The sequence below is a fragment of the Halomonas sp. I1 genome (genome assembly GCF_032334135.1).
GTDB lineage: Bacteria > Pseudomonadota > Gammaproteobacteria > Pseudomonadales > Halomonadaceae > Halomonas.
In genome coordinates this window covers 214,836-236,066 of sequence record NZ_JAVXUS010000002.1, presented here as the reverse complement: position 1 = coordinate 236,066, position 21,231 = coordinate 214,836, and the positions used below count along the sequence as shown (strand labels likewise).

At 65.8% G+C, this 21,231-nt stretch carries 16 protein-coding genes; 8 read left to right on the top strand and 8 right to left on the bottom strand.

The window, feature by feature from the left end:
• Positions 1-9: 9 nt before the first annotated feature.
• Together RSO41_RS04130 and RSO41_RS04125 are read left to right on the top strand one after the other, a co-directional pair.
• Positions 10-1,005, top strand: a complete 996-nt coding sequence (locus RSO41_RS04130; protein WP_315617803.1) for an adenosine deaminase — start codon at positions 10-12, stop codon at positions 1,003-1,005.
• A 361-nt stretch (positions 1,006-1,366) separates the two neighbouring features.
• Entirely contained in the window at positions 1,367-3,124 is a 1,758-nt protein-coding gene (locus RSO41_RS04125; protein WP_315617802.1) for a formate--tetrahydrofolate ligase, read from the top strand.
• Positions 3,125-3,162: 38 nt separating this feature from the next.
• Here RSO41_RS04125 and RSO41_RS04120 read toward each other — a convergent pair whose 3' ends face one another.
• From RSO41_RS04120 to xdhA, 5 genes are all read right to left on the bottom strand, one after another.
• Complete coding sequence (locus RSO41_RS04120) at positions 3,163-4,008, bottom strand: EamA family transporter (protein WP_315617801.1); 846 nt, start codon at positions 4,006-4,008, stop codon at positions 3,163-3,165.
• A gap of 125 nt (positions 4,009-4,133) precedes the next feature.
• Positions 4,134-5,486, bottom strand: a complete 1,353-nt coding sequence (gene guaD / locus RSO41_RS04115; protein ID WP_315617800.1) for a guanine deaminase — start codon at positions 5,484-5,486, stop codon at positions 4,134-4,136.
• Positions 5,487-5,672: 186 nt separating this feature from the next.
• Entirely contained in the window at positions 5,673-6,554 is an 882-nt protein-coding gene (gene xdhC / locus RSO41_RS04110; RefSeq protein WP_315617799.1) for a xanthine dehydrogenase accessory protein XdhC, read from the bottom strand.
• Complete coding sequence (gene xdhB, locus RSO41_RS04105) at positions 6,541-8,970, bottom strand: xanthine dehydrogenase molybdopterin binding subunit (protein ID WP_315617798.1); 2,430 nt, start codon at positions 8,968-8,970, stop codon at positions 6,541-6,543. The genes xdhC and xdhB overlap by 14 nt, the downstream gene beginning before the upstream one ends.
• Positions 8,954-10,459, bottom strand: a complete 1,506-nt coding sequence (gene xdhA, locus RSO41_RS04100; protein WP_315617797.1) for a xanthine dehydrogenase small subunit — start codon at positions 10,457-10,459, stop codon at positions 8,954-8,956. Before xdhA ends, xdhB begins: the two co-directional genes overlap by 17 nt.
• 479 nt (positions 10,460-10,938) lie before the next feature.
• Here xdhA and RSO41_RS04095 point away from each other — a divergent pair, with 479 nt between their 5' ends.
• Positions 10,939-11,595, top strand: a complete 657-nt coding sequence (locus RSO41_RS04095; protein ID WP_275287783.1) for a TetR/AcrR family transcriptional regulator — start codon at positions 10,939-10,941, stop codon at positions 11,593-11,595.
• Positions 11,596-11,806: 211 nt separating this feature from the next.
• Here the strand turns inward: RSO41_RS04095 and RSO41_RS04090 are convergent, their stop codons facing one another.
• Positions 11,807-13,180 carry an NCS2 family permease gene (locus tag RSO41_RS04090; RefSeq protein WP_315617796.1) on the bottom strand — a complete coding sequence of 458 codons (1,374 nt, stop codon included), beginning with the start codon at positions 13,178-13,180 and terminating at the stop codon, positions 11,807-11,809.
• 169 nt (positions 13,181-13,349) lie between these two features.
• Here RSO41_RS04090 and hrpB point away from each other — a divergent pair, with 169 nt between their 5' ends.
• The 5 genes from hrpB (at position 13,350) to RSO41_RS04065 (ending at position 17,998) form a co-directional block, all read left to right on the top strand.
• Positions 13,350-15,809, top strand: a complete 2,460-nt coding sequence (hrpB, locus tag RSO41_RS04085; RefSeq protein ID WP_315617795.1) for an ATP-dependent helicase HrpB — start codon at positions 13,350-13,352, stop codon at positions 15,807-15,809.
• A 66-nt stretch (positions 15,810-15,875) separates the two neighbouring features.
• Positions 15,876-16,328, top strand: coding sequence for a YchJ family protein (locus tag RSO41_RS04080; RefSeq protein ID WP_315617794.1), 453 nt, complete (start codon positions 15,876-15,878; stop codon positions 16,326-16,328).
• Between the two features lie 102 nt (positions 16,329-16,430).
• Positions 16,431-16,730, top strand: coding sequence for a hypothetical protein (locus RSO41_RS04075; RefSeq protein WP_315617793.1), 300 nt, complete (start codon positions 16,431-16,433; stop codon positions 16,728-16,730).
• Between the two features lie 202 nt (positions 16,731-16,932).
• The gene (locus tag RSO41_RS04070; RefSeq protein ID WP_315617792.1) at positions 16,933-17,400 is read left to right on the top strand and encodes a copper chaperone PCu(A)C; all 468 of its coding nucleotides are present in this window, start codon (positions 16,933-16,935) and stop codon (positions 17,398-17,400) included.
• A gap of 19 nt (positions 17,401-17,419) precedes the next feature.
• Positions 17,420-17,998: an SCO family protein gene (locus tag RSO41_RS04065; RefSeq protein ID WP_315617791.1), complete on the top strand. Its 579-nt coding sequence runs from the start codon at positions 17,420-17,422 to the stop codon at positions 17,996-17,998.
• Positions 17,999-18,100: 102 nt separating this feature from the next.
• On the opposite strand, the gene RSO41_RS04060 is transcribed toward RSO41_RS04065, so the two are convergent.
• Both RSO41_RS04060 and hutH read right to left on the bottom strand, forming a co-directional pair.
• Positions 18,101-19,435, bottom strand: a complete 1,335-nt coding sequence (locus tag RSO41_RS04060) for a Na+/H+ antiporter family protein (RefSeq protein WP_275287778.1) — start codon at positions 19,433-19,435, stop codon at positions 18,101-18,103.
• Positions 19,436-19,534: 99 nt separating this feature from the next.
• A complete protein-coding gene (hutH, locus tag RSO41_RS04055; protein ID WP_315617790.1) occupies positions 19,535-21,073 on the bottom strand; it encodes a histidine ammonia-lyase in 1,539 nt (512 codons plus the stop codon).
• Between the last annotated feature and the right edge of the window lie 158 nt (positions 21,074-21,231).

Here is a 21,231-nt window from a genome sequence, read left to right as displayed (position 1 = left end):
AGGTGACTCATGCGGGACTTTCTCAAGCGCCTGCCCAAGGCCGAACTCCATCTGCACATCGAGGGAACCCTGGAACCCGAACTGATGATGGCGCTCGCCGACCGCAATGGCGTCAACCTGCCCTACGCCTCGGAAGACGAGGTGCGTGCCGCCTATGATTTCGAGGACCTGCAGTCCTTTCTGGATCTGTACTTCCAGGGCATGAGTGTTCTACGTACCGAGCGCGATTTTCACGACCTGGCCATGGACTACTTCCAGCGTGCGCATGCCGAGGGGGTGGTACATGTCGAGATGCATGTCGATCCTCAGGCCCATCTGGCGCGAGGGGTATCCCTGCAGGCCGTGATGGAGGGCCTTGGCCAGGCCCGTCGTCGTGCCGAACGCGAACTCGACATGTCCTCGGCGATGATCATGGCCTTCCTGCGTGACAAGCCCGCCGACGAGGCGATGCAGTTGCTGGAAAGTGCCGCGCCTTACTGGGAGACCCTGGACGCCGTGGGTCTCGACAGCGCGGAACTCGGTCACCCGCCCTCCGGGTTCGCCGAGGTATTCCAGCGTGCCCGGGACCTCGGGCTGTCGCGGGTGGCCCATGCGGGCGAAGAGGGGCCTCCCGCGTACATCCGCGAAGCGCTGGATATGCTGGATGTCTGCCGAGTGGATCATGGCGTGCGTTGCCTCGAGGATCCTGCCCTGGTCGAACGTCTTCGCGAGCAGGGCACGGTACTGACTGTCTGTCCGCTTTCCAACCTGCGTCTCAAGGTCGTCGACCGGCTCGACGACCACCCCTTGCCGCAGATGCTGGAGGCGGGATTGACCCTGACCCTGAACTCCGATGACCCGGCCTATTTCGGCGGCGGCATGCTGGAGAACTTCGAGGCCTGCCATCGCGCCTTCGGCTGGTCGCGCGACACCTTCCGCGACCTGGCCCGCAACGCCATCGACGCGGCCTTCATGAGCGACGCGCGACGTGGGGAGTTGGTCGGGCGCCTGGAAGCCTGTACATAAGGAAAGCAAGGACCTGGCCGACCAGGGTAGGGCTATCGCAGTTAACAGTTAAGCTTTGTCGCTCGGGCTGATCCGTCGACAGGCTTACGAGGGGGCGCTGTGAACCCTTCCCTGGGCGCTACCGATGCCATCCATGGCATCGGACCCCCTCTTCAGCCTGTCCCCGGCGCCTCTCGCCGGATCCAGCTGCGATAGCCCTGCCCTCCAGGGCAGAGACCTTGCCAAGGGTGTGTTGTGTCTGTTTCGGCTATGCCGGCGTCGCAATGGGAATGCCCCTCTCGCCAGAAGCGTTCCACGCTGCCTCTGAAGATCCGGATTCAGGACGATGACGTCACCGGGTGGCGCTTCGCAAGGGGGCGAGATGACCGATTACATGCCGTGGCACGACGACGAACCCTTGGCGCAGGAGTCGCTGTCGCTGGAGGCGACGCCCGCTCCCGACTGGCCGCCTCCCGGTTCGCCTGACAGCGTCATCGCCCGGGCGGTGACGCCACGCCCCATCACTGAAGTGGCCGCGCGGCTCGGCATCTCGCCTTCGGACCTGCTGCCCTACGGTCACGCCAAGGCCAAGCTGCCCCATGCCTTCACCGACGCACTGGCCGATCGCCCACAGGGCAAGCTGGTGCTGGTCACGTCCATCACCCCGACGCCCGCCGGGGAAGGCAAGACCACCGCTACCGTCGGACTCGGTGACGGCCTGAACCGGCTCGGTCATCGCGCTGCCATCTGCCTGCGCGAGCCCTCGCTGGGTCCCTGCTTCGGGATGAAGGGCGGTGCCGCCGGCGGCGGCCGGTCCCAGGTGATCCCCATGGAGGACATCAACCTGCACTTCACCGGCGATTTTCACGCCATCACCTGTGCCCACAACCTGCTGGCCGCCTTGATCGACAACCATCTCCACTGGGACAACGAACTGAACCTCGACCCCGAGCGCATCACCTGGAAGCGGGCGATGGACATGAACGATCGAGCGCTGCGCCATCTGACCGTCGGCCAGGGCGGGCAGGGGGTTCCGCGCAGCGACGGCTTCGACATCACCGCGGCCTCCGAGATCATGGCGATTCTCTGTCTGGCTCGGGATCTCGATGACCTGCAACGGCGCCTCGGCGAGATCGTGGTGGCACGGACCCGTGACGGAGCGCCGGTCCTGGCGCGCGATCTCAAGGCCGACGGCGCCATGGCGGCGCTGCTTCGCCAGGCGCTGGCGCCCAACCTGGTCCAGACCCTCGAACACAACCCGGCCTTCGTCCATGGGGGCCCTTTCGCCAACATCGCCCACGGCTGCAACTCGGTGATGGCCACTCGGTCGGCGCTGGCCCTGGCCGACGTGGTGGTGACCGAGGCCGGTTTCGGCGCCGACCTGGGGGCCGAGAAGTTCTTCAACATCAAGTGTCGGCAGGCCGGCCTGGCACCCAGTGCCGTGGTGGTGGTGGCCACCCTGCGGGCTCTCAAGATGCACGGCGGTGTCGACAAGGAAGCGCTGGGTCGACCCGACCCGGAGGCGGTGCGCCGTGGCACCGCCAATCTGGCTCGTCACGTCGAGAACCTGCGTGGCTTCGGCGTGCCGCTGCTGGTGGCGGTCAACCAGTTCGACCAGGATGCGACCGAAGAGTACGACGCATTGCACGAGGCCTGCGACGCAATGGGCGTGGAGGTGACGCTGAGCAGCCACTGGCGGGACGGCTCCGCCGGCAGCGAGGTGCTGGCCGAGCGAGTGGCGGCCTTGCTCGATGCGCCGACGCCCGAACCGACGCTGACCTACGGCGACGACGCCAGCCTGGTGGACAAGGTGCGGACCATCGCCACTCGGCTTTACGGTGCCGCGGACATTCGTCTCGAGGAGCGGGCAAAGCGCCAGCTCGAGGAATACGAGACGCTGGGCTATGGCCACCTGCCGGTGTGCATTGCCAAGACCCAGTACAGCTTCGACGCCGATCCCGCATCACGTGGTCTGGTCCAGGGACATGTGCTGCCGATCCGCGAGGCCGAGCTGGCCGCCGGGGCCGGTTTCGTGGTGGTGGTATGCGGGAGCATCATGCGCATGCCGGGCATGCCGCGGCGTCCGGCCAGTGTCGACATGCGGCTGGACGAGGCCGGCGAGATCGAGGGGCTGTCCTGACGCGCGCCCTGACCCTTCATCGCATCGCGCCGACACCTTCATCCCCAGTGGGTCAGTGCCACGCCGGCCAGGATCAGTCCGCCGGCCAGCAGGCGTTCCCGCCGCAATGGCTCCTTGAGCCAGATCACGCCGATGGCGATGGCGAACAGGACGCTGGTCTCGCGCAACGCGGCCACCAGGGCGATTGGTGCCATGGTCATGGCCCAGATGGTGACGCCATAGGCGCCCAGCGAGAGGGCGCCCCCCATCAGGCCGATCCGCCAGTGGCGTCCGAGTTGTGGTAGCGCCCGGGTGCCGTTCAGGGCGACCAGCACCAGCAGCATGGCGAAACCGTTGAGCAGGAACAGCCAGATGACGTAGCCGAGGGCATCGCCGTTGGCCCGTGCGCCGCTACCGTCGGTCAGGGTATAGCCGGCGATGAACATTGATGTCATCAGGGCATTGATCAGCGACGCATGCTCGAGTCGATGACGTTGCCCGCCGCCGGGGAAGGCCATGCAGAGAATACCCAGCACCAGCAAACCGATGCCGGCATAGCCCAGCGAGGACGGATGGTCGCTGAGCAGACCGATGCCGATCAGGGTGACCAGCAGCGGGGCACAGCCTCGCGCGATGGGGTATATCTGGCCCAGGTCGCCGACGCGATAGGCACGGGCAAGGAAGACGTTGTAGCCGATATGCAGGATCACCGAGGCCGCAAGCCAGGGCCAGGCATCGGCGTGGGGAAGCGGCACGAAGGCCACGCCCACCAGGGCGAAGATGGCGCAACCGACCTGAATCAACGAGATGCTCAGCAGGCGGTCGAGACCGACCTTGACGAGTGCATTCCAGCTGGCATGCATCAATGCGCTGGCCAGAACGGCGAGAAAGACGGGGGTGGTCAATGCGGTTCCCTTGCGTCGACATGGCAATGGTTACCATGTCATAGAAATGACACAAGGGTCGATGCGACTCACGTCTTGCAGGGGCGCCACCCGATATGCCGGGTGGCGCCAGGCCTGGAGGCGGGTCAGCTGGCTACCGCGGCAGCCGGGTGGTCGATGTCGCGACGATGCACGCATTCACCGTTGGCCCAGGTGGCGTGAACGGTGCGGTCGTCGCCCAGCATCATCAGGGCGAAGAGACGCTCGGCGAGCGTCCGGCAACGAGCGGTACGCCTCGCGAGCAGCGGGGTGGCTTCAGGGTCGAGCACCACGATGTCGGCTTCTCCTCCTTCGCGCAGCCGGCCGATGTGCTCGTCCAGGTGCAGGGCGCGGGCGTTGCCCAGGGTCAATCGGTAGAAGCCCTGCCAGGCGGTCAGGGGCTGATCGAGCAACTGGCCGACCTGATAGGCGGCCTTGAGCGTGCCGAGTCCCGAGAGGTCGGTGCCGCCCCCCACATCGCTGGCCAGGCTGGTGGCCAGGCCGGCTTCCTGGCAGGCCTGACGGTCGAAAAGTCCGCTGCCGAGAAAGAGGTTGGACGTGGGGCAGAAGGCGATATTGGCCCCGGCATCGGCCAGCCGATGGCGCATCGGTTGGGTGAGATGGATGCCGTGGGCGAAGGTGCTGCGCGGCCCGACCAGCCCGAAGCGTTCGTAGACGCCCAGGTAGTCCTCGCATTCGGGGAAGAGCTCGGCGACCCAATCGATCTCGCCGAGATTCTCCGAGAGGTGAGTCTGCAGATGGAGGTCCGAGGCGTTTCTCAACACCGCTCCGGTGGCATCGAGCTGCTCGCGGGTGGAGGTCGGGGCGAAGCGCGGCGTCAGGGTATACCCCAGCCGGTCCCGGCCGTGCCAGTCGGCGATCAGGCGCTCGCTGTCGGCGAGGCCGCCGAGGGTGTCGTCGAGCAGGCCATCCGGGGCATGGCGGTCCATGAGCACCTTGCCGGCCAGCATGCGCAGGCCACGTCGACGGGCGGCGTGGAAAAAGGCATCGACGGAGCCGGGGTGTGAGGTGCAGAACACCTGGGCGGTGGTGGTACCGACCCGCAGCGATTCATCGAGAAAGGCGTCGGCGACGGTCTCGGCGTGGGCGCGTTCGGCGAAGCGGCATTCTTCCGGAAAGGTGTATTCGTTGAGCCAGTCGAGCAGCTGCCGTCCGTAGGAGGCCATGATGTCGAGCTGGACATAGTGCACATGAGTGTCGATGAAACCTGGCATCATCAGCTTGCCGCGGTAGTCGACGACCTCGATGCCGGCAGGCAGATTGTCGGCCAGCTCGGTGTAGTCGGCGACGGCCCGGATGCGGCCGTCTTCCAGCCAGAGGGCGCCATCCTCGAGATAGCGCACGCTGCCGGAGGCGGGGGTGTCGCCATCGCCGGGATCGGCGTCGAAACTCAGCAGGGGGCCGCGCAGGACGCGCATGGCGGGTCGGGGGGCGGTCATAGAACTCTCCAGTCGGCGTCGGTGTACCGAGTCATGCATCGAGCGAAATGAGCGCCGGGGATAAGGCGGAGCGAGGGTCATCCGCCATGGATGGCGGATGTAGCGCCCAGGGAAGGGTTCACAGCGCCCTCGCGAAGGCTTGTCGCCGGGAAAGCTCATCTACGGTGTCTTGTCTGAGAAAGCGGTTCAGTCGTGTGACGGTGTAAAAGCGTCTCGCAGGGTCTCGGGGGCCACGCCGAGCCGGTCCGGTCGCTGGGTGTCCGGCTTGAGCGTGAGCAATTCGGCGGCGGTCGCCAGGGCGATCTCGTAAGGCCGCTTGCCCTTGGCGCCGGGCACGCCGATCGGGCAGCGCACGGTGTCCAGGGCCGAGGCGTCGTGGCCGGCATCGCCGAGTCGTCGGCGAAAACTCGCCCACTTGGAGGCCGAGCCGATCAGACCGAGCGAGGCGCAGTCGCCGCGCCGCAACAGGGCGTCGACCAGGGCGCGATCCTCGGCGTGATCATGGGTCATCACCAGGGCATGGCAACCCGCGGGCAGCGAGTCCACGGCGCCGGCAACGTCGACGCCCTCGGCGCCGACGGTGATGCGCCGACAACTCAGGCGCTCCCGTGACTCGACGTCGGCCGGGAAGGCCTCGTCTCGGCTGTCGAACCACAGCAGACGCCAGGGTAGCGGGGCGAGTACCTCGACCAGCGCCTGGCCCACATGCCCGGCGCCGAACAACGCTACCGTCATCTCGGCGCCGGTGAAGACTTCGATCAGCACATGGACATAGCCGCCGCAGCACTGACCGGAGCGGCCGCCCAGCGGGAACGCCTCGAGATGGCTGCCGCTCTCGCCGGCGGCGAGAGCGGCGCGGGCAACCTCGATCACCTGATACTCGAAGCTGCCGCCGCCGAGGGTGTCGTGGACGGCTTCGGGGGTGATCACCATCTTGGTGCCGGGCTCCCGGGGCGTGGACCCTGCCGTGCCCACCACGCTGGCCAGGGCGTGGGGCCGTGCCTGTCGCTGCAGTCGATCGAGGGCCCCGTGCCAGGCCCCCGCCGCCGTGGTGTCATGCCGGGGCATGATCGGATCTCCTGGGCATGGTGGCGTCCTCGGCGCGCTGCCGTCGCAGGGCTTCGGCGACCATCAGCACACGCTCCGGCGTGGCCGGGGTGTCCAGCGCCGGGCACTCGCGATAGTCGACCAGGCTGGCCAGGGCGTCGCGCAGCGCCGACCAGACCGAGATGCCGAGCATGAAGGGCGGTTCGCCCACTGCCTTGGAGCGATAGATGCTGGCCTGGGAGTTGGGGTGTCCCTGCAGCAGCTCGACGTTGAAGGTCGGCGGCAGGTCGCCGAAGGCCGGGATCTTGTAGGTGGAGGGACCGTCGGAAACCAGTCGTCCGGCGTCGTTCCACTTGAGCTCCTCGCTGGTCAACCAGCCCATGCCCTGGATGAAGGCGCCCTCGACCTGACCAATATCGATGGCCGGATTCAGGGAGTCACCGACGTCGTGCAGGATGTCGGCGCGGCTCAGTCGATACTCGCCGGACAGGGTGTCGACCTCGACTTCGGCCACGGCGGCGCCATGGGCGAAGTAGTAGAAGGGGCGGCCGCGGCCGCTGGCACGGTCATAGTGGATCAGCGGCGTGGCGTAGAAGCCCTTCTCGGAGAGCGAGACGCGCCCCATGTAGGCGGCCTGGACCAGCTCGCCCCAGGGGATGCGCTGTTCACTCTCGCCGATGCCCGCCACCAGATGGCCGTCTTCCAGACGCATGGCTTCCCGGTCGAGTCCGCCATTGTCCTGGTCGAAATGCTCGGCAGCGAAATCGAACAACCGCTCGCGCAGCTTGCTCGCCGCGTCCCGGGCCGCCTGGCCATTGAGGTCGGCGCCGCTGGAGGCGGCGGTGGGCGAGGTGTTGGGCACCTTGTCGGTACGCGTCGCGCTGATGCGCACACGTTCCAGATCGAGCCCCAGTTCCCGGGCCACGACCTGGCAGACCTTGGTGTGCAGGCCCTGGCCCATCTCGGTGCCGCCGTGGTTGATCATCACACTGCCGTCGGTGTAGACGAGCAGCAGAGCGCCGGCCTGGTTGAGATGCTGCACGGTGAAGGAGATGCCGAATTTCACCGGGGTCAGTGCCAGGCCCTTCTTGATGATCGGGCTGGCCGCGTTGAAGGCGGTGATTTCCCGGCGTCGCTGCCAGTAGTCGCTGCTCGTCTCGAGCTGGGCGACGATGTCGTGCAGCAGGCTGAGTTGCTCGACCCGCTGCCCATAGTGCGTGGTATCGCGGGGCGTCCCGTTCGCATCCTCGGCGCGATAGAGGTTGCGCTTGCGGATGGTCAGCGGGTCCTCGCCGAGATGGCGGGCGATGTCGTCCATGGCCTGCTCGATGATCATCATGCCCTGAGGGCCGCCGAAGCCTCGGAAAGCGGTGTTCGAGGCGGTGTTGGTCCGCGCCCGGTGGCCCGTGACCCGAGCGTTGCCCAGGGAGTAGGCGTTGTCGGAATGGAACATGGCGCGGTCGACCACGGCGTCGGAGAGGTCCGGCGAATAGCCGCAGTCGCCGATGACGGTGATCTCGCCGCCGGCCAGCACACCGCGGTCGTCGAAGCCGAGACGATAGCGGTTGTTGAAGGGATGGCGCTTGCCGGTGGCGCGGGTGTCCTCGGCGCGGGGCAGACGCAGCTTGGCGGCCCGGCCGGTGCGTCGGGCGATGATGGCGGCGATGCAGGCCCAGGGCGAAGCCTGCGTTTCCTTGCCGCCAAAACCACCGCCCATGCGGCGCATCTCCATGGTGACGGCATGGAAGGGGATATCGAGGACCTCGGCAACCAGCTTCTGCGTCTCGCTGGGGTGCTGGTTGGAGGTGTAGACCATCACGCCTTCGTCCTCGCTGGGCACCACCAGGCAGGCCTGCCCCTCGAGATAGAAGTGCTCCTGGCCGCCGACGAACTGCTCGCCTTCGAGTTGGTGGGGGGCTTCCTCGAGGGCGTTCTGCCAATCGCCGCGTTCCTGGACATGAGTGGGCCGCACGAATTCCTCGCGCTCGGTGGCCGCCACCGGATCGAGACAGGCCGGGCGTTCGTCGATCTCGACCACGGCTTCCTTGACGGCCAGTCGCGCCGCCTTGTGGCTTTCGGCGGCGACCGCGAACAGGCATTGGCCGACATAACTGATCTCGTCGCCGGCGAAGATCGGGTCGCCCGGAAATACCGGACCAATGTCGGTATGACCGGGGACGTCCGCCAGGGTGATGACATCGACCACACCGGGGGCAGACCGTACCTTTTCCAGGTCCAGACGGTTGAGCCAGCCATGGGCCACCGGCGAGAGTCCGAGCGCGACATGCAGGGTGTCGGCCGGCGCCGGTTGGTCATCGATATAGGCGGCGCGCCCGGTCACGTGCTTGACGGCGCTCTCGTGAGCGCGGGCCGCGCCGGCCGATCCCTGGCGCTCGGTGGTGTCGGGGGAGGGGGAAAGCCTAGTGAGCGTACGCATCGAGAGTCACCTTGGTCGCAGAATCGTTGTTGTCGATGTCGTGGTTCGGCGTCGCCTCGGCGGCGGGCCTGTCGGCCTCGATCATCAGGCGCAGGCGTTCGAGCATGTTGCCGGCGGCGGTACGGCGGTATTCGGCACTACCCCGCACATCGCTCATCGGCGTCAATTCCTCGCCCAGCACCGCGCGGGCAGCGGCGAAGACGGCGGGGTCGGGCGTGCACCCTTCCAGGGCGGCCTCGGTCTCGGTAGCGCGCTTCGGGATGGCGGCCATGCCACCGAAGCCCAGGCGGACATCACGCATCACGCCACCTTCCAGCCGCCAGGCGAAGGCGGCGAGTACCGCCGAGATATCGTCCTCCCGACGCTTGGACAGCTTCCACACCTTGAGTTGCTGTGCCGGTGTCGGGCGAGGCAGGAAGATGGCGGCGATGAACTCGTTCTCGCCCAGGGCCGTCTTGCGGTAGTCGAGGAAGAACTCCGACAGCGGCAGCTCGCGGGCGCCATCGGGGCCGTCCAGGCGCAGCCGGGCATCCAGGGCCAGCATTACCGGCGGGGTGTCGCCGATCGGCGAGGCGTTGGCGATGTTGCCGCCCAGGGTGCCGCGGTTGCGGATCTGCGACGAGGCGAAACGGTGCATCAGGTGCTCGAAGGCCGGATAGTGCTCGGCGAGCAGCGGCGTCATGTCGGAAAGCGTCACCGCCGCGCCGATCCACCAGCCGTCCTGCGTCTCGTCGATGCTGGTGAGCTCGGCCACCTGGCGAACATCGATGATGTCGTCAAAGGGCTTGAGCTGTTGTGTGGTTTCCAGCCACAGGTCGGTGCCGCCGGCCACCAGGCGTGCCTTGGGGCGTCGACGCTTGAGGTCGCGCAGGGCAGTGATGTCCTGGGGGGCGACGTAGTGTCCGGCGGTGGCCGGCTCGCCGCCGTCGGGGCGACGCAGCCAGGCGACATTGCTGCTCAGGTGCGGTTCATCGGCCCAGGCGGGGCGGACATCCGGGTAGTCGCCCATGCTGAGCGCGGCATCGCGGATCGGGCGGTAGCCGGTGCAGCGACACAAATTGCCGCCCAGTGCCGCCTCGAGACGCTCCTGGGTCAGAGGAGCGGGCGTACGGCGTTGCTGTTCATGAAGGGTGAACAGCGACATCACGATGCCTGGCGTGCAGAATCCGCACTGGCTGCCATGGTGATCGACCATGGCGGCCTGGGCCGGATGCAGCTCGTCACCTCGGGCCAGACCTTCCACAGTGACCAGGTGACAGCCATCGATCTGATGGGCGGGCAGGATGCAGGCATTGGCGTTGCGATAGGCCAGCTCGCCCAGGGCGTCCGGCTCGCCGATGGCCACGGTGCAGGCGCCGCAGTCGCCGGAGGCACAGCCTTCCTTGGTCCCGGTCCGTCCGAGGTGCACGCGCAGCAGCTCGAGCAGGCTGGTGTCGGCGGGTACGTCACTGCAGCGACGTCGCTCGCCATTCAGGTAGAAGTCGATCATGGCCGGCTCCGTTTGTCGTCGTTGTTTCGGAAAAGCGTAGTGGAAAAGCGTATCGGGAAAGCACGACTTTCCCAGGCCGTGTAAAGATGATACCTCAATTCTTGACCATGTGGTCAGCTTTGGCAAGTTTTTGCCGGGATTTTTTGTGATGATCGTTGGTGGCCGAGGTCTCTCGCCGGAGCCAGCAGTGCCCGCGCTGTTTTCCACCCTGGGCGAATTGCCTGTACGGCGGCTGTCAGGCAAGCTCATGGCCCCAAGGAAGCGCTGAACGAATCGGCGAGCGGAGCAAAGGCTAGGCCCGTTCCCGACGGGCCATCGCATTTCCCACTTCCGTGTGGGTCACGCAAGGCGCCCGGAGCGCAAGAACCGGAGCCGATGCGGTATAGGTGAGGATTCTGAGCACCGCGTAACGTAGCGATTTTCCCGCACAGGCATTTGTGCCGTGCTTCCTAAACCTGTCGTCGAGCTGATGAGGGGCCATGGCCAAGGCAATGCAGTACAGCGAACAAGAGGGCGGCGCGATCCGCCAGCGCAACGAGAGGGCTATCCTGGCGGCGGCGGAGCGCGTCTTCGCGCGGCACGGTTATCGCGGTGCCAGCCTGCAGGAAATCGCCGAACAGGCCGATCTGCCCAAGTCCAATGTCCTCTATTACATGGGTAGCAAGCGCAAGCTTTACGTGCGCCTGCTGGAACGCATGATGGCGCGCTGGAACGCGATGCTCGATGACATCTCGGCCCAGGACGATCCCGCCGAGGTGCTCTCCGCCTTCATTCGCTCCAAGATGCAGATGTCGCGGCGTCACCCGGAAGGTTCGCGGTTGTTTGCCAGCGAAATTCTCGGCGGTGCGCCCTTCCTGCAGGAGTACCTGCGTGGCGAATTGCGCGAGTGGGTGCAGAGTCGTGCGGCGGTGTTTCGAGAGTGGGCCGACCGGGGCCTGATGGACCCGGTCGATCCGGTCTGGCTGATCTTCTTGATCTGGTCGTCCACCCAGCACTATGCGGATTTCGAAGCCCAGGTGCTGGGCATTACCGGTCGCGAGGCACTGGGCGACGACGATCTCGAGGACATCACACGTTTTCTGACCCGGGTGGTGCTGAAGGGCTGTGGGGTGCGTCACCCCGAGCCCGTCACTTAGAGGGTGTTTACAAATTACTGCGCTCGACCATACAGCGTTGAAATCCGGCTCGAAGTGCTCATTTAGTGCAGCTAAACTCCGCATTCTCGCCGAATTTCGCCTTGTGACCCACATGGATGTGGGAAATGCGTTGGCCCGCCGGGAGCGGGCCTAGCCCTGGCCGTCGCTCGTGACTTTTGTAAACCCCCTCTTCGTCAGATGGTTTCCTCGTTTACTGGGTGGTCAGCAGCATCAATACGGCCAGGGCTGCCGTGACCCACATGGCCGGCTTGATTTCCCGCACCTTGCCGGTCAGTGCCTTGATCAGCACGAAGCTCATGAAGCCGAAGGCGATGCCCAGGGTGATCGAGTAGGTCAATGGCATCAGGATGATCGCCAGGAAGGCCGGGAAGGCCTGGTCGAAATGGCTCCAGTCGATCTTGCTGATCGGCGCCATCATGAACAGCCCGACCAGGACCAGCGCCGGGGCGGTGGCGATGCTGGGTACCAGCGACAGCAACGGCGAGAGGAACAGGAAGGGCAGGAAGAGGATCGCGATGACCACCGCCACCAGACCGGTGCGTCCACCCTGGGCGACCCCGGCGCCGGATTCGATGAAGGTCTGGGCGGCGCTGGTGCCAAGCGGTGCCGCGATCATCGAGGCGAAGGCATCCACGGTCATCGAGCGCTTGAGGTTGCGCGGATTGCCTTCTTCATCCTTGAGGTCGGCGGACTCGGAGAGCGCCATGAAGCAGGACAGGGCGTCGAAGAAGTTGGTGAACAGCATCACGAAGATGAAGGGCAGGTAGGCGACCTTCAACGCGCCGATGATATCGACCTGCATGACGGCGCCGAAATCGGGCCAGGCGGCCAGGCCGTTCCAGGCCACCATCACCTCTTCGCCCCAGACCCGGCCCATGGGCGCGGCCAGCAGTGTGGTCAGGGCGATGCCCATGATCAAGGCGCCGTTGAAGCGCAGGATCACGAAGATTGCCGTGGCCACCAGGCCGAGAAAGAAGGTGACCAGGCTGGCATCGATGGTGCCCAGCGATACCAGGGTGGCATCGCTGCCGACGATGAAGCCGGCGTTCTTGAGACCGATGAAGGTGATGAACAGGCCGATGCCGCAGGTGATGGCATAACGCAGCGACAGCGGGATGGCCTCGATGACCGCTCGGCGGACGTTGAACAGCGCGAGGGTGGCGAACAGCACCCCGGACCAGAACACGCAGCCCAGTGCCACTTCCCATGACAGGCCGGCGCCCATCACCAGCGTATAGGTGAAAAGCGCATTCATGCCCATGCCGGGTGCCACCAGGATCGGGTTGCGTGCATAGAGGCCCATGGCCAGGCTGCTCATGAAGCTGATCAGCACCGTCGCCGAAAGCGCGGAGGCGAAGGGGATACCGGCATCGGAGAGGATCGCCGGATTGACCACGATGATGTACATGCCGGCCAGGAAAGTGGCGATGCCGGCGAGTATTTCAGTCTTGAGGCTGGAGCCGCGTCGGCTGACGCCGAACCAGCGATCGAGGGAAGGCAGGTCCTCCTGTTGGGATACGGCCGAGCGCGAGCCCCCGACGGGGCGGGTGGTGGTCTGTTGCATACCATTGAACCCTGTTTGTTGTTGTGGGCGGAATGTCAAATTGTCATTTCCTGACCTTTTGGTCAAGGTGCCGAAGGGCAAGCCTAGAGCCGCTGGCGCGACTTGGCAAGTCGGAGGGGGGCGGGATGGAGACAGGAACGTACGGATGAGAGCGGCCGAGGATACGAAGATGGCGAAAACGACGCATCATGGCGCCGACACGCCTTTACTGCCCATCGAAGCGCGGCTCGAGGCGATTCTCGCGGCGTTGAATGAGCACGCCTGCGCCATGCTGGTGGCCGAGCCGGGGGCCGGCAAGACCACGCGAGTACCGCTGGCCTTGCTCGACGCCGAATGGTGTCGAGGCCAGCGTTTATTGCTGCTCGAACCACGCCGTGTCGCCGCCCGCCTGGCGGCATCTCGCCTGGCCGAGACGCTGTCCGAGCCGGTCGGGGAGACGGTCGGTGTACGGATGCGCGGCGAGACGCGGGTGAGCGATCGGACGCGGCTCGAGGTGGTCACCCAGGGCGTTCTGACGCGCATGTTGCAAGAAGATCCGCTTCTGGATGGCATAGCCGGCATTATCTTCGACGAATTTCACGAGCGAAGCCTCGATGCGGACCTGGGGTTAGCCCTGACGCTGGATGCCCGGACCGTGCGCGATGACCTGCGACTGCTGGTGATGTCGGCGACGCTCGATGTCGAGTCGCTTGCCGCGGCCCTGGGTGCCGAGACGCCGCTGATCGACTGTCCTGGGCGACAGTACCCGGTAACGACGCACTATCGGCCCGCCGGCGCTCGTGCCGAAGCGGACCGTCATCAGGCGATGGTCGTCGAGGAAGCATTGGCCAGCGAGGACGGTGATGTCCTGGTGATCCTGCCGGGGGTCGCCGAGATTCGACGATTGGGACGACGGCTCGTCGAGCGACTGTCGTCGGCGGTCGTCGTCCATGAGTTGCATGGCCGAATGCCGCTGGCGGCTCAGCGTCAGGCTTTGGTGCCGGATACCGAGGGGCGCCGCCGGGTGGTGCTGGCCACGGCGATCGCCGAATCCAGTGTGACCGTCGATGGCGTGCGCCAGGTCATCGACGCCGGCCGCGAGCGGCTGCCGGTCTATCAAGCGCGTACCGGCCTTACGCGACTCGAGACGCGCCGGGTCAATCGTGCCAGTGCCGACCAGCGCCGGGGGCGTGCCGGTCGCCAGGCGCCGGGTGTCTGTTATCGCCTGTGGTCGGAAGCGCAACCCTTGCCACCGGATCGTGAGCCGGAGATTCGCCAGAGCGATCTGATGCCGCTGGCCTTCGAGCTGGCGCGCTGGGGCATCACCGAAACGGAGGCGCTGACCTGGGTGACGCCACCGGCACCGGCTGCGCTGGCCGCAGGACACGAGGGTCTGGTGCGGCTCGGGGTTCTGGACGATGAACACCGCCTGACCCGCTTCGGGAGCAACTGCACGCGCTGGCCGGTACATCCGCGAATGGCGGTGATGCTGGAAAGGGCCGGGCGACTCGAGGCGCGTGTCCTGGCGTGCGGGCTGGTGCCGCTGCTCGAGGGGGGCGATGCCGATGGCGAGCGAGATCTTGGCGAGGCTCTGCGGCGTCGCTTCGCCTCTCCCGGCGAGTATCGCCGCTGGCGACGGGATGCCGAACAGCTGGCCACGATAGCCGGGGTACGTCTCTCGATGCCGGACATGGCGCCGCTCGGTGAGCTCCTGGCCCTGGCTTGGCCGGAGCGGATCGCCCAGCGTATCGAGGTCGGACGTTTCCAGCTGGCATCAGGGGGGCGGGCGCACTTGCCGGCATCCCATCCGCTGGCCCATGCCGACCTGCTGGTCGCGGCCGAGCTCGACGGCGAGCGGGGCGGTGGTCGCATCTTCCGTGCCGCCGAACTCTCCCTGGCCGGTCTCGAGGCCTTGTATCCCGAGGCGAATCGATGGCAAGACCACCTGGAGTGGTCCGATCAACGGGGTGAACTCGTCGGCGAGCGTCGGCGCGGCCTGGGGGCGGTGGTGCTCGAGCGCGGTCCGCTGCATGACAAGTCGCCGGAGGCGGTACGTCACGCCTTGCTGGAGGCCCTGGTCCGTCGCGCCGAGCTGCCGTTCGATGACGAAACGGAACAACTGCGCGGCCGGGTGGCGCTATTGCGCCGTCATCTCGGCGAGGCTTGGCCGGACTGGTCCGACGAGGCCCTGCTGGCGACGCTGGGCACCTGGCTCGGGCCCTATCTGGACGGCATCAAGCGGCTCGATGAGGTGGAACGCCTGCCCCTGAGACGGATACTACTGGATCGTCTCGACTGGACGCTGCGCTCCCGGCTGGACGCGTTGGCCCCCAGCCATCTCGAGGTGCCCAGCGGCTCGCGGGTTCGCCTGGATTATCGCGGCGAGACGCCGGTACTGGCGGTGAAACTGCAGGAAGTGTTCGGCTGGCAACGGGCTCCGCGACTGGTGGACGGCCGGGTCGCGCCGCGTCTGCACCTGCTGTCGCCGGCGAGGCGTCCCCTGCAGGTGACCGAGGATCTGGCCAGCTTCTGGGCCAACGGTTATCCCGAGGTGCGCAAGGAAATGCGCGGCCGCTACCCCAAGCACCCCTGGCCGGAGGATCCGCTGGCGGCGCCTGCCACGGCGCTTGCCAAGCGTCGTCGTCGATGAGAGCGCTGAGAAAACGGGGCGCGATGGGTATGATAGCGCTCTCGATACGAACCCGGAGGCTCGAGGATGAACGATGATCGCTGCCCCTGCGGCACTGGCCGTGCGCTCGCCGAATGCTGCGGCCGCTACCATGCGGGCACACCGGCGCCGACGCCGGAGGCCCTGATGCGTTCGCGTTTCAGCGCCTTCGCCCTGGGCCTGACCGACTACCTGCTGGTGAGTTGGGCGCCCGAGACCCGGCCGGCATCTCTGCCGGAGAACGACCCGACCCAATGGGTGCGTCTGGAGATACTCGATCACGACGAGGCGGGCGATACGGGCACGGTGCAGTTTCGAGCCACCTTCCGCGAGGGGCGGCGCTGGGGCGTGCTGGAGGAGCGCTCGCGCTTCCGTCGCGAGGCGGGGTGCTGGGTGTACGTGGACGGCGAGCCGAGCGTCATGCGACTCAAGCCCGGCCGAAACGATCCCTGCCCCTGCGGCAGCGGGCGCAAGGGCAAACTGTGCTGCCTCCGGGCGTGACCTGCCTGGATGGCGTTTGAGCGGCGCCCTGGAGCGCCTTATCATTCGCGTATGCCTTATCGTCGTGGTTTGCTCATCTGTCTCGGAATCCCCCTTGCCTTCATGCTGCTACTCGGAGGGCTCATCTTCGGGGGACAGGCCATCTCTGCCGTCAAGCTCGACGGCGAGATTCAGCGCGCGCTGGCGACGAAGCTGGTGAACGCGCCGAACAGCGCGGATGATATCGACCTGAAGAACCTGCAGCGGGTCAACAACGGCTATGGCTATTGTGGCCTGTACAAGACCGCATCGTCCGAGAATGGCTACGCCTCGTTCTTCTACAACAAGATCGATGGGCGCGTGACGGTGGATATCAACTCGGATCGCTACGAGTCGAACTGCGGGTTATCGTCTTTCTGTTGATTCCGGCCTGCCTTCCCGACAGGTCGACCGCGATGCGTCGGTCCGACCTCTTGCGTCCCTGATCGATCCCGCTTTCCCGTCGCACCCGGCGTGTTCAGGGCAGGCGAGAGTGGACACATTGTCGCAGCGGCTGGTCACGTCCGTCTGAAATGCTGAAAATGCCTGAACTGCCCTGGCTTACCGGGAATGGAGCATGAGGCTTATGTCGAAGAGAAAGCAGGAACTCAAGCGTTGTATCTCGGCCGTATCGCTGAGGGGACTGGCAGCCTGTCTGTTGGCATTTCCTCTCGCCGCGAGCGCCGATGGACTGGATGTCACGGATGCTCGGATGCGAGTGCTGCCGGGAGATACCCCGGCAGCGGGGTATTTTCGCCTCGGCAATACCAGTGACAACACCGTGGTGCTCGTCGGCGCCAGGAGCGACGCCTTCGGTAGGGTCGAGCTGCATCGCAGCATGAACAAGGATGGGATGGCCAGCATGGCGCCGGTGTCGCGGCTCGAGGTGGCGCCGGGTGAGGAACTGACGTTCGCTCCTCAGGGGTATCATCTGATGTTGATGGCGCCGGTCGGGACGCTGTCCGTGGGGGATGAGGTCGGGATCACCCTGGAGTTCGAACAGCGTGAACCGTTGGTCGTGGATTTCGAGGCGGTGCCGCCGACTGCCATGTAGGTGATGCCAGGAGAATTGAATGTTGCGATGGATGTTCCCGCTGGTCCTGTCGTTGATGCTGACGGGGTGTTTCGACCATAACTGGCAGACCAACGACATCGCTGATGTCATGCCCGCTCTCGAGTTCGGTCTCGTCGACGAGAGTGGCGAAGCCGTGCGGGCCGGAGAATTCAGTGGCAAGCCGACCCTGTTGTTCTTCGGTTTCACGCACTGTCCGGATGTCTGTCCAACGACGCTGACCCGATTGTCGGCGGCGATCAAGCGGCTCGATGAGGCACAGCGGGACGAGGTTCAGGTACTGTTTGTCTCGGTGGACCCCGCTCGGGATACGCCGGATGTCATGAAACGCTATACCGAGGCCTTCGGGCCGCAGTTCATCGGCCTGACCGGGGAGCGTGCCAGGATCGATGCCTTGACCAACCGCTACCGCGTTACCTACGAGTACGGAGAGAAGGATGCGCGGGGCAACTACAACGTCTCGCACTCGAGCAGCGTCTTCGCATTCGACAGCCAGGGCGAGGCGCGCTTCATGATCAGCGACATCGACTCCATGGACGCCATCGTGGGCGATCTGTCTTACCTCGTGGAGAATGGCTGAGTCGATTTCCCCATGACCGATGGTGACAGCGCAGACGTAAAATGACCCGCCGATTTCGGCGGGTCATTGCGTTGATCGGAGCTCGCTTGGCGACCAGACGGATCAGAGCGTCATGGCGGCGACCCAGCCGAAGGCGACCAGCGGGATATTGTAGTGCAGGAAGGTCGGCACCACGCTGTCCCAGATGTGGTCGTGCTGGCCGTCGGCATTGAGGCCGGCGGTCGGCCCGAGGGTCGAGTCGGAAGCCGGCGAGCCGGCGTCGCCGAGGGCGGCGGCGGCGCCCACCAGGGCGATGGTCGCCATGGGCGAGAAACCGAAGTTCAGTGCCATGGGTACGTAGAGTGAGGCGATGATTGGAATGGTCGAGAACGACGAGCCGATCCCCATGGTGATGAACAGGCCGACGAGCAGCATGATCAGGGCGGCCAGTCCCTTGTTGTCGCCGATCACCTCGGTGGAGCTGGTGACCAGTGCCTCGACCTGGCCGCTGGCCTGCATCACGCTGGCAAAGCCCGCCGCCGAGATCATGATGAAACCGACCAGCGCCATCATGCGCATGCCTTCGGTGAAGATATCGTCCTGTTCGTGCCAGCGAAACACACCGCTCACCGAGAGCAGAGCGAAGCCGAAGAGCCCGCCGATCACCATCGACCCGGTGAACAGCTGAACCGTGACGGTACCCACCAGGGCTGCCGCCAGTACCAGCATCTGCCAGGGCTTGAGGTGCTGGGCGGCCTGGCTGGGCGTCTCGTCGCCGTGGGCGAGATCGATGTCCTGGTAGTCGCGCTTGCGGCGATAGCTGAACAACAGGGCCACCACGAGCCCCAGCGCCATGCCCCCGATGGGCACGATCATGGCCATCGGCACCATGCCCGCCGTCACGTCCAGGCCATTCTCGTTGAGGTTGGTCAGCAGGATATCGTGGAGGAAGATCGAGCCGAAGCCCACCGGCAACAGCATGTAGGGGGCGGTGATGCCGAAGGTGATCACGCAGGCCACGGCGCGGCGGTCGAGCTGCAGGTGATTCATGAGCTTGAGCAGCGGTGGCACCAGCACCGGGATGAAGGCGATATGCACCGGGATCAGGTTCTGGGAGCTCACTGCCGCGGCCAGCAGCACGCCAAGCAGGGTGAAGACGATCAGTTGACGGTTGGGAATCCCGTCGTCCAGCCCTAGCTTGGCGATGGCCTTGTTGGACAGCAACTGGGTGATGCCCGAGCGTGACAATGCCACGGCGAAGGCACCCAGCACGGCGTAGGAGATGGCCACCTTGGCACCGTTACCCAGGCCGTCGTTGAAGGCGGAAAGGATTTCGCCCAGCGGCATGCCCGCGTAGAGACCGCCGACCAGGGCGGCGGCGATCAACGCGAACACGACGGACACTCGCATCAAGCTGAGGGTGACCATGACCAGGATGGCCAGGACTACTGCGTTCATGTCTTGTCCTTGTTGAGAAAGTCGATTGTTGTTGGTGTCGCGCCTTCCCGTTGTTGATGGGGCAAGCCCGGGAAGGCGCGACGGAGCGATGGTTGCTGGTCAATTCACCTGGCTGGGCAACAGGTCGGCGGGCGCCAGACGACTGAGGTGGCGTTTCGCGAGGAGGGCGCTGGCGGCGTCGATATCCGGCGCGAAGAAACGGTCCTTGTCGTAGTAGGCGACACGCTCGCGCAGTACCCGGCGAGCTTCTTCCAGGGTGTCGGTGGTTTTGAGGCCGTCGCGGAAATCCAGTCCCTGGCAGGCGGCCAGCCATTCGATGGCGAGGATGCCTCGCACGTTATCGGCCATTTCCCACAGTCGCTTGCCGGCGGCCGGCGCCATGGAGACGTGGTCCTCCTGGTTGGCCGAAGTCGGCAGGCTGTCGACACTGTGAGGGTGCGAGAGTGCCTTGTTCTCGCTGGCGAGCCCGGCCGCCGTCACCTGCGCGATCATGAAGCCCGAGTTGACGCCGCCGTGTTCCACCAGGAAGGGCGGGAGCTGGGACATGTGCTTGTCCATCATCAGGGAGACGCGACGCTCGGTGAGCGAGCCGATCTCGGCGATGGCCAACGCCAGGTTGTCGGCCGCCATGGCGACCGGCTCGGCATGGAAATTGCCGCCGGAGATGATATCACCCTGTTCGGCGAACACCAGGGGGTTGTCCGAGACGGCGTTGATCTCGATGCCCAGAACCTCGGCGACCTGGCGGATCTGGGTGAGGGCGGCGCCCATCACCTGGGGTTGGCAGCGCAGGGAGTAGGGGTCCTGGACCTTGCCGCAATCGACATGCGAGTCGCTGATCTCGCTGCGCTCGCCGAGCAATTGCCGGTAGGCGGTGGCGGCATCGATCTGGCCACGCTGGCCGCGCACGTCATGGATGCGGGCATCGAAGGGCGAGCGCGAACTCAGGGTCGCTTCCACGGTGAGCGAGCCGCAGACCGTGGCGGCGGCGAACAGGTCCTCGGCATCGAACAGGCCCTTGAGCGCGTAGGCGGTGGAGACCTGGGTGCCATTGAGCAGGGCCAGACCTTCCTTGGGTGCCAGCGACAACGGTTCGAGCCCGGCCTTGGCCAGGGCCTCCCGGGCCGGCAGCCAGTCGCCGTTATGACGGGCCTGCCCCTCGCCGAGCAGCACCACGCTCATGTGCGCCAGCGGGGCCAGATCGCCGGAGGCGCCTACCGAGCCCTTGAGCGGGATGTGCGGATAGATCTCGGCGTTGATCAGTGCCACCAGGGCATCCAGGACCTCACGGCGAATGCCGGAGAAACCGCGGGCCAGGCTGTTGACCTTGAGCACCATGATCAGTCGCACCAGGTCGTCGTCCATGGCGGCACCGACGCCGGTGGCATGGGATAGCACCAGGGAGCGCTGGAGGTCTTCGAGCTGGTTCTTTTCGATGCGGGTCTGGGCCAGCAGGCCGAAGCCGGTGTTGACGCCATAGACGGTGCGATCTTCCTCGACCACACGATTGACGCAGTCGACGCCGGCGGCAATATCGGCATCGGCGCTGGTCGGCAGAGTGACCTGGAGAGGGGCTTCGAAGGCCCGGCGTGCCTGGGCCAGGGTCATCTTGCCGGGTTGTATCTCGAGATGGTTCATAGGGAGTTCCTCATCTCGCCGAGCCGGAGCTTGCCGGTGGCAGGCACTACGCGAAGGCGCTGTGAACCCATCCCTGGGCGCTACCGATGCCATCCTTGGCATCGGACCTTCGCTTCGACCTGCCACCGGCGCTCCCTGTACCAGCGAGAAGCATGGCT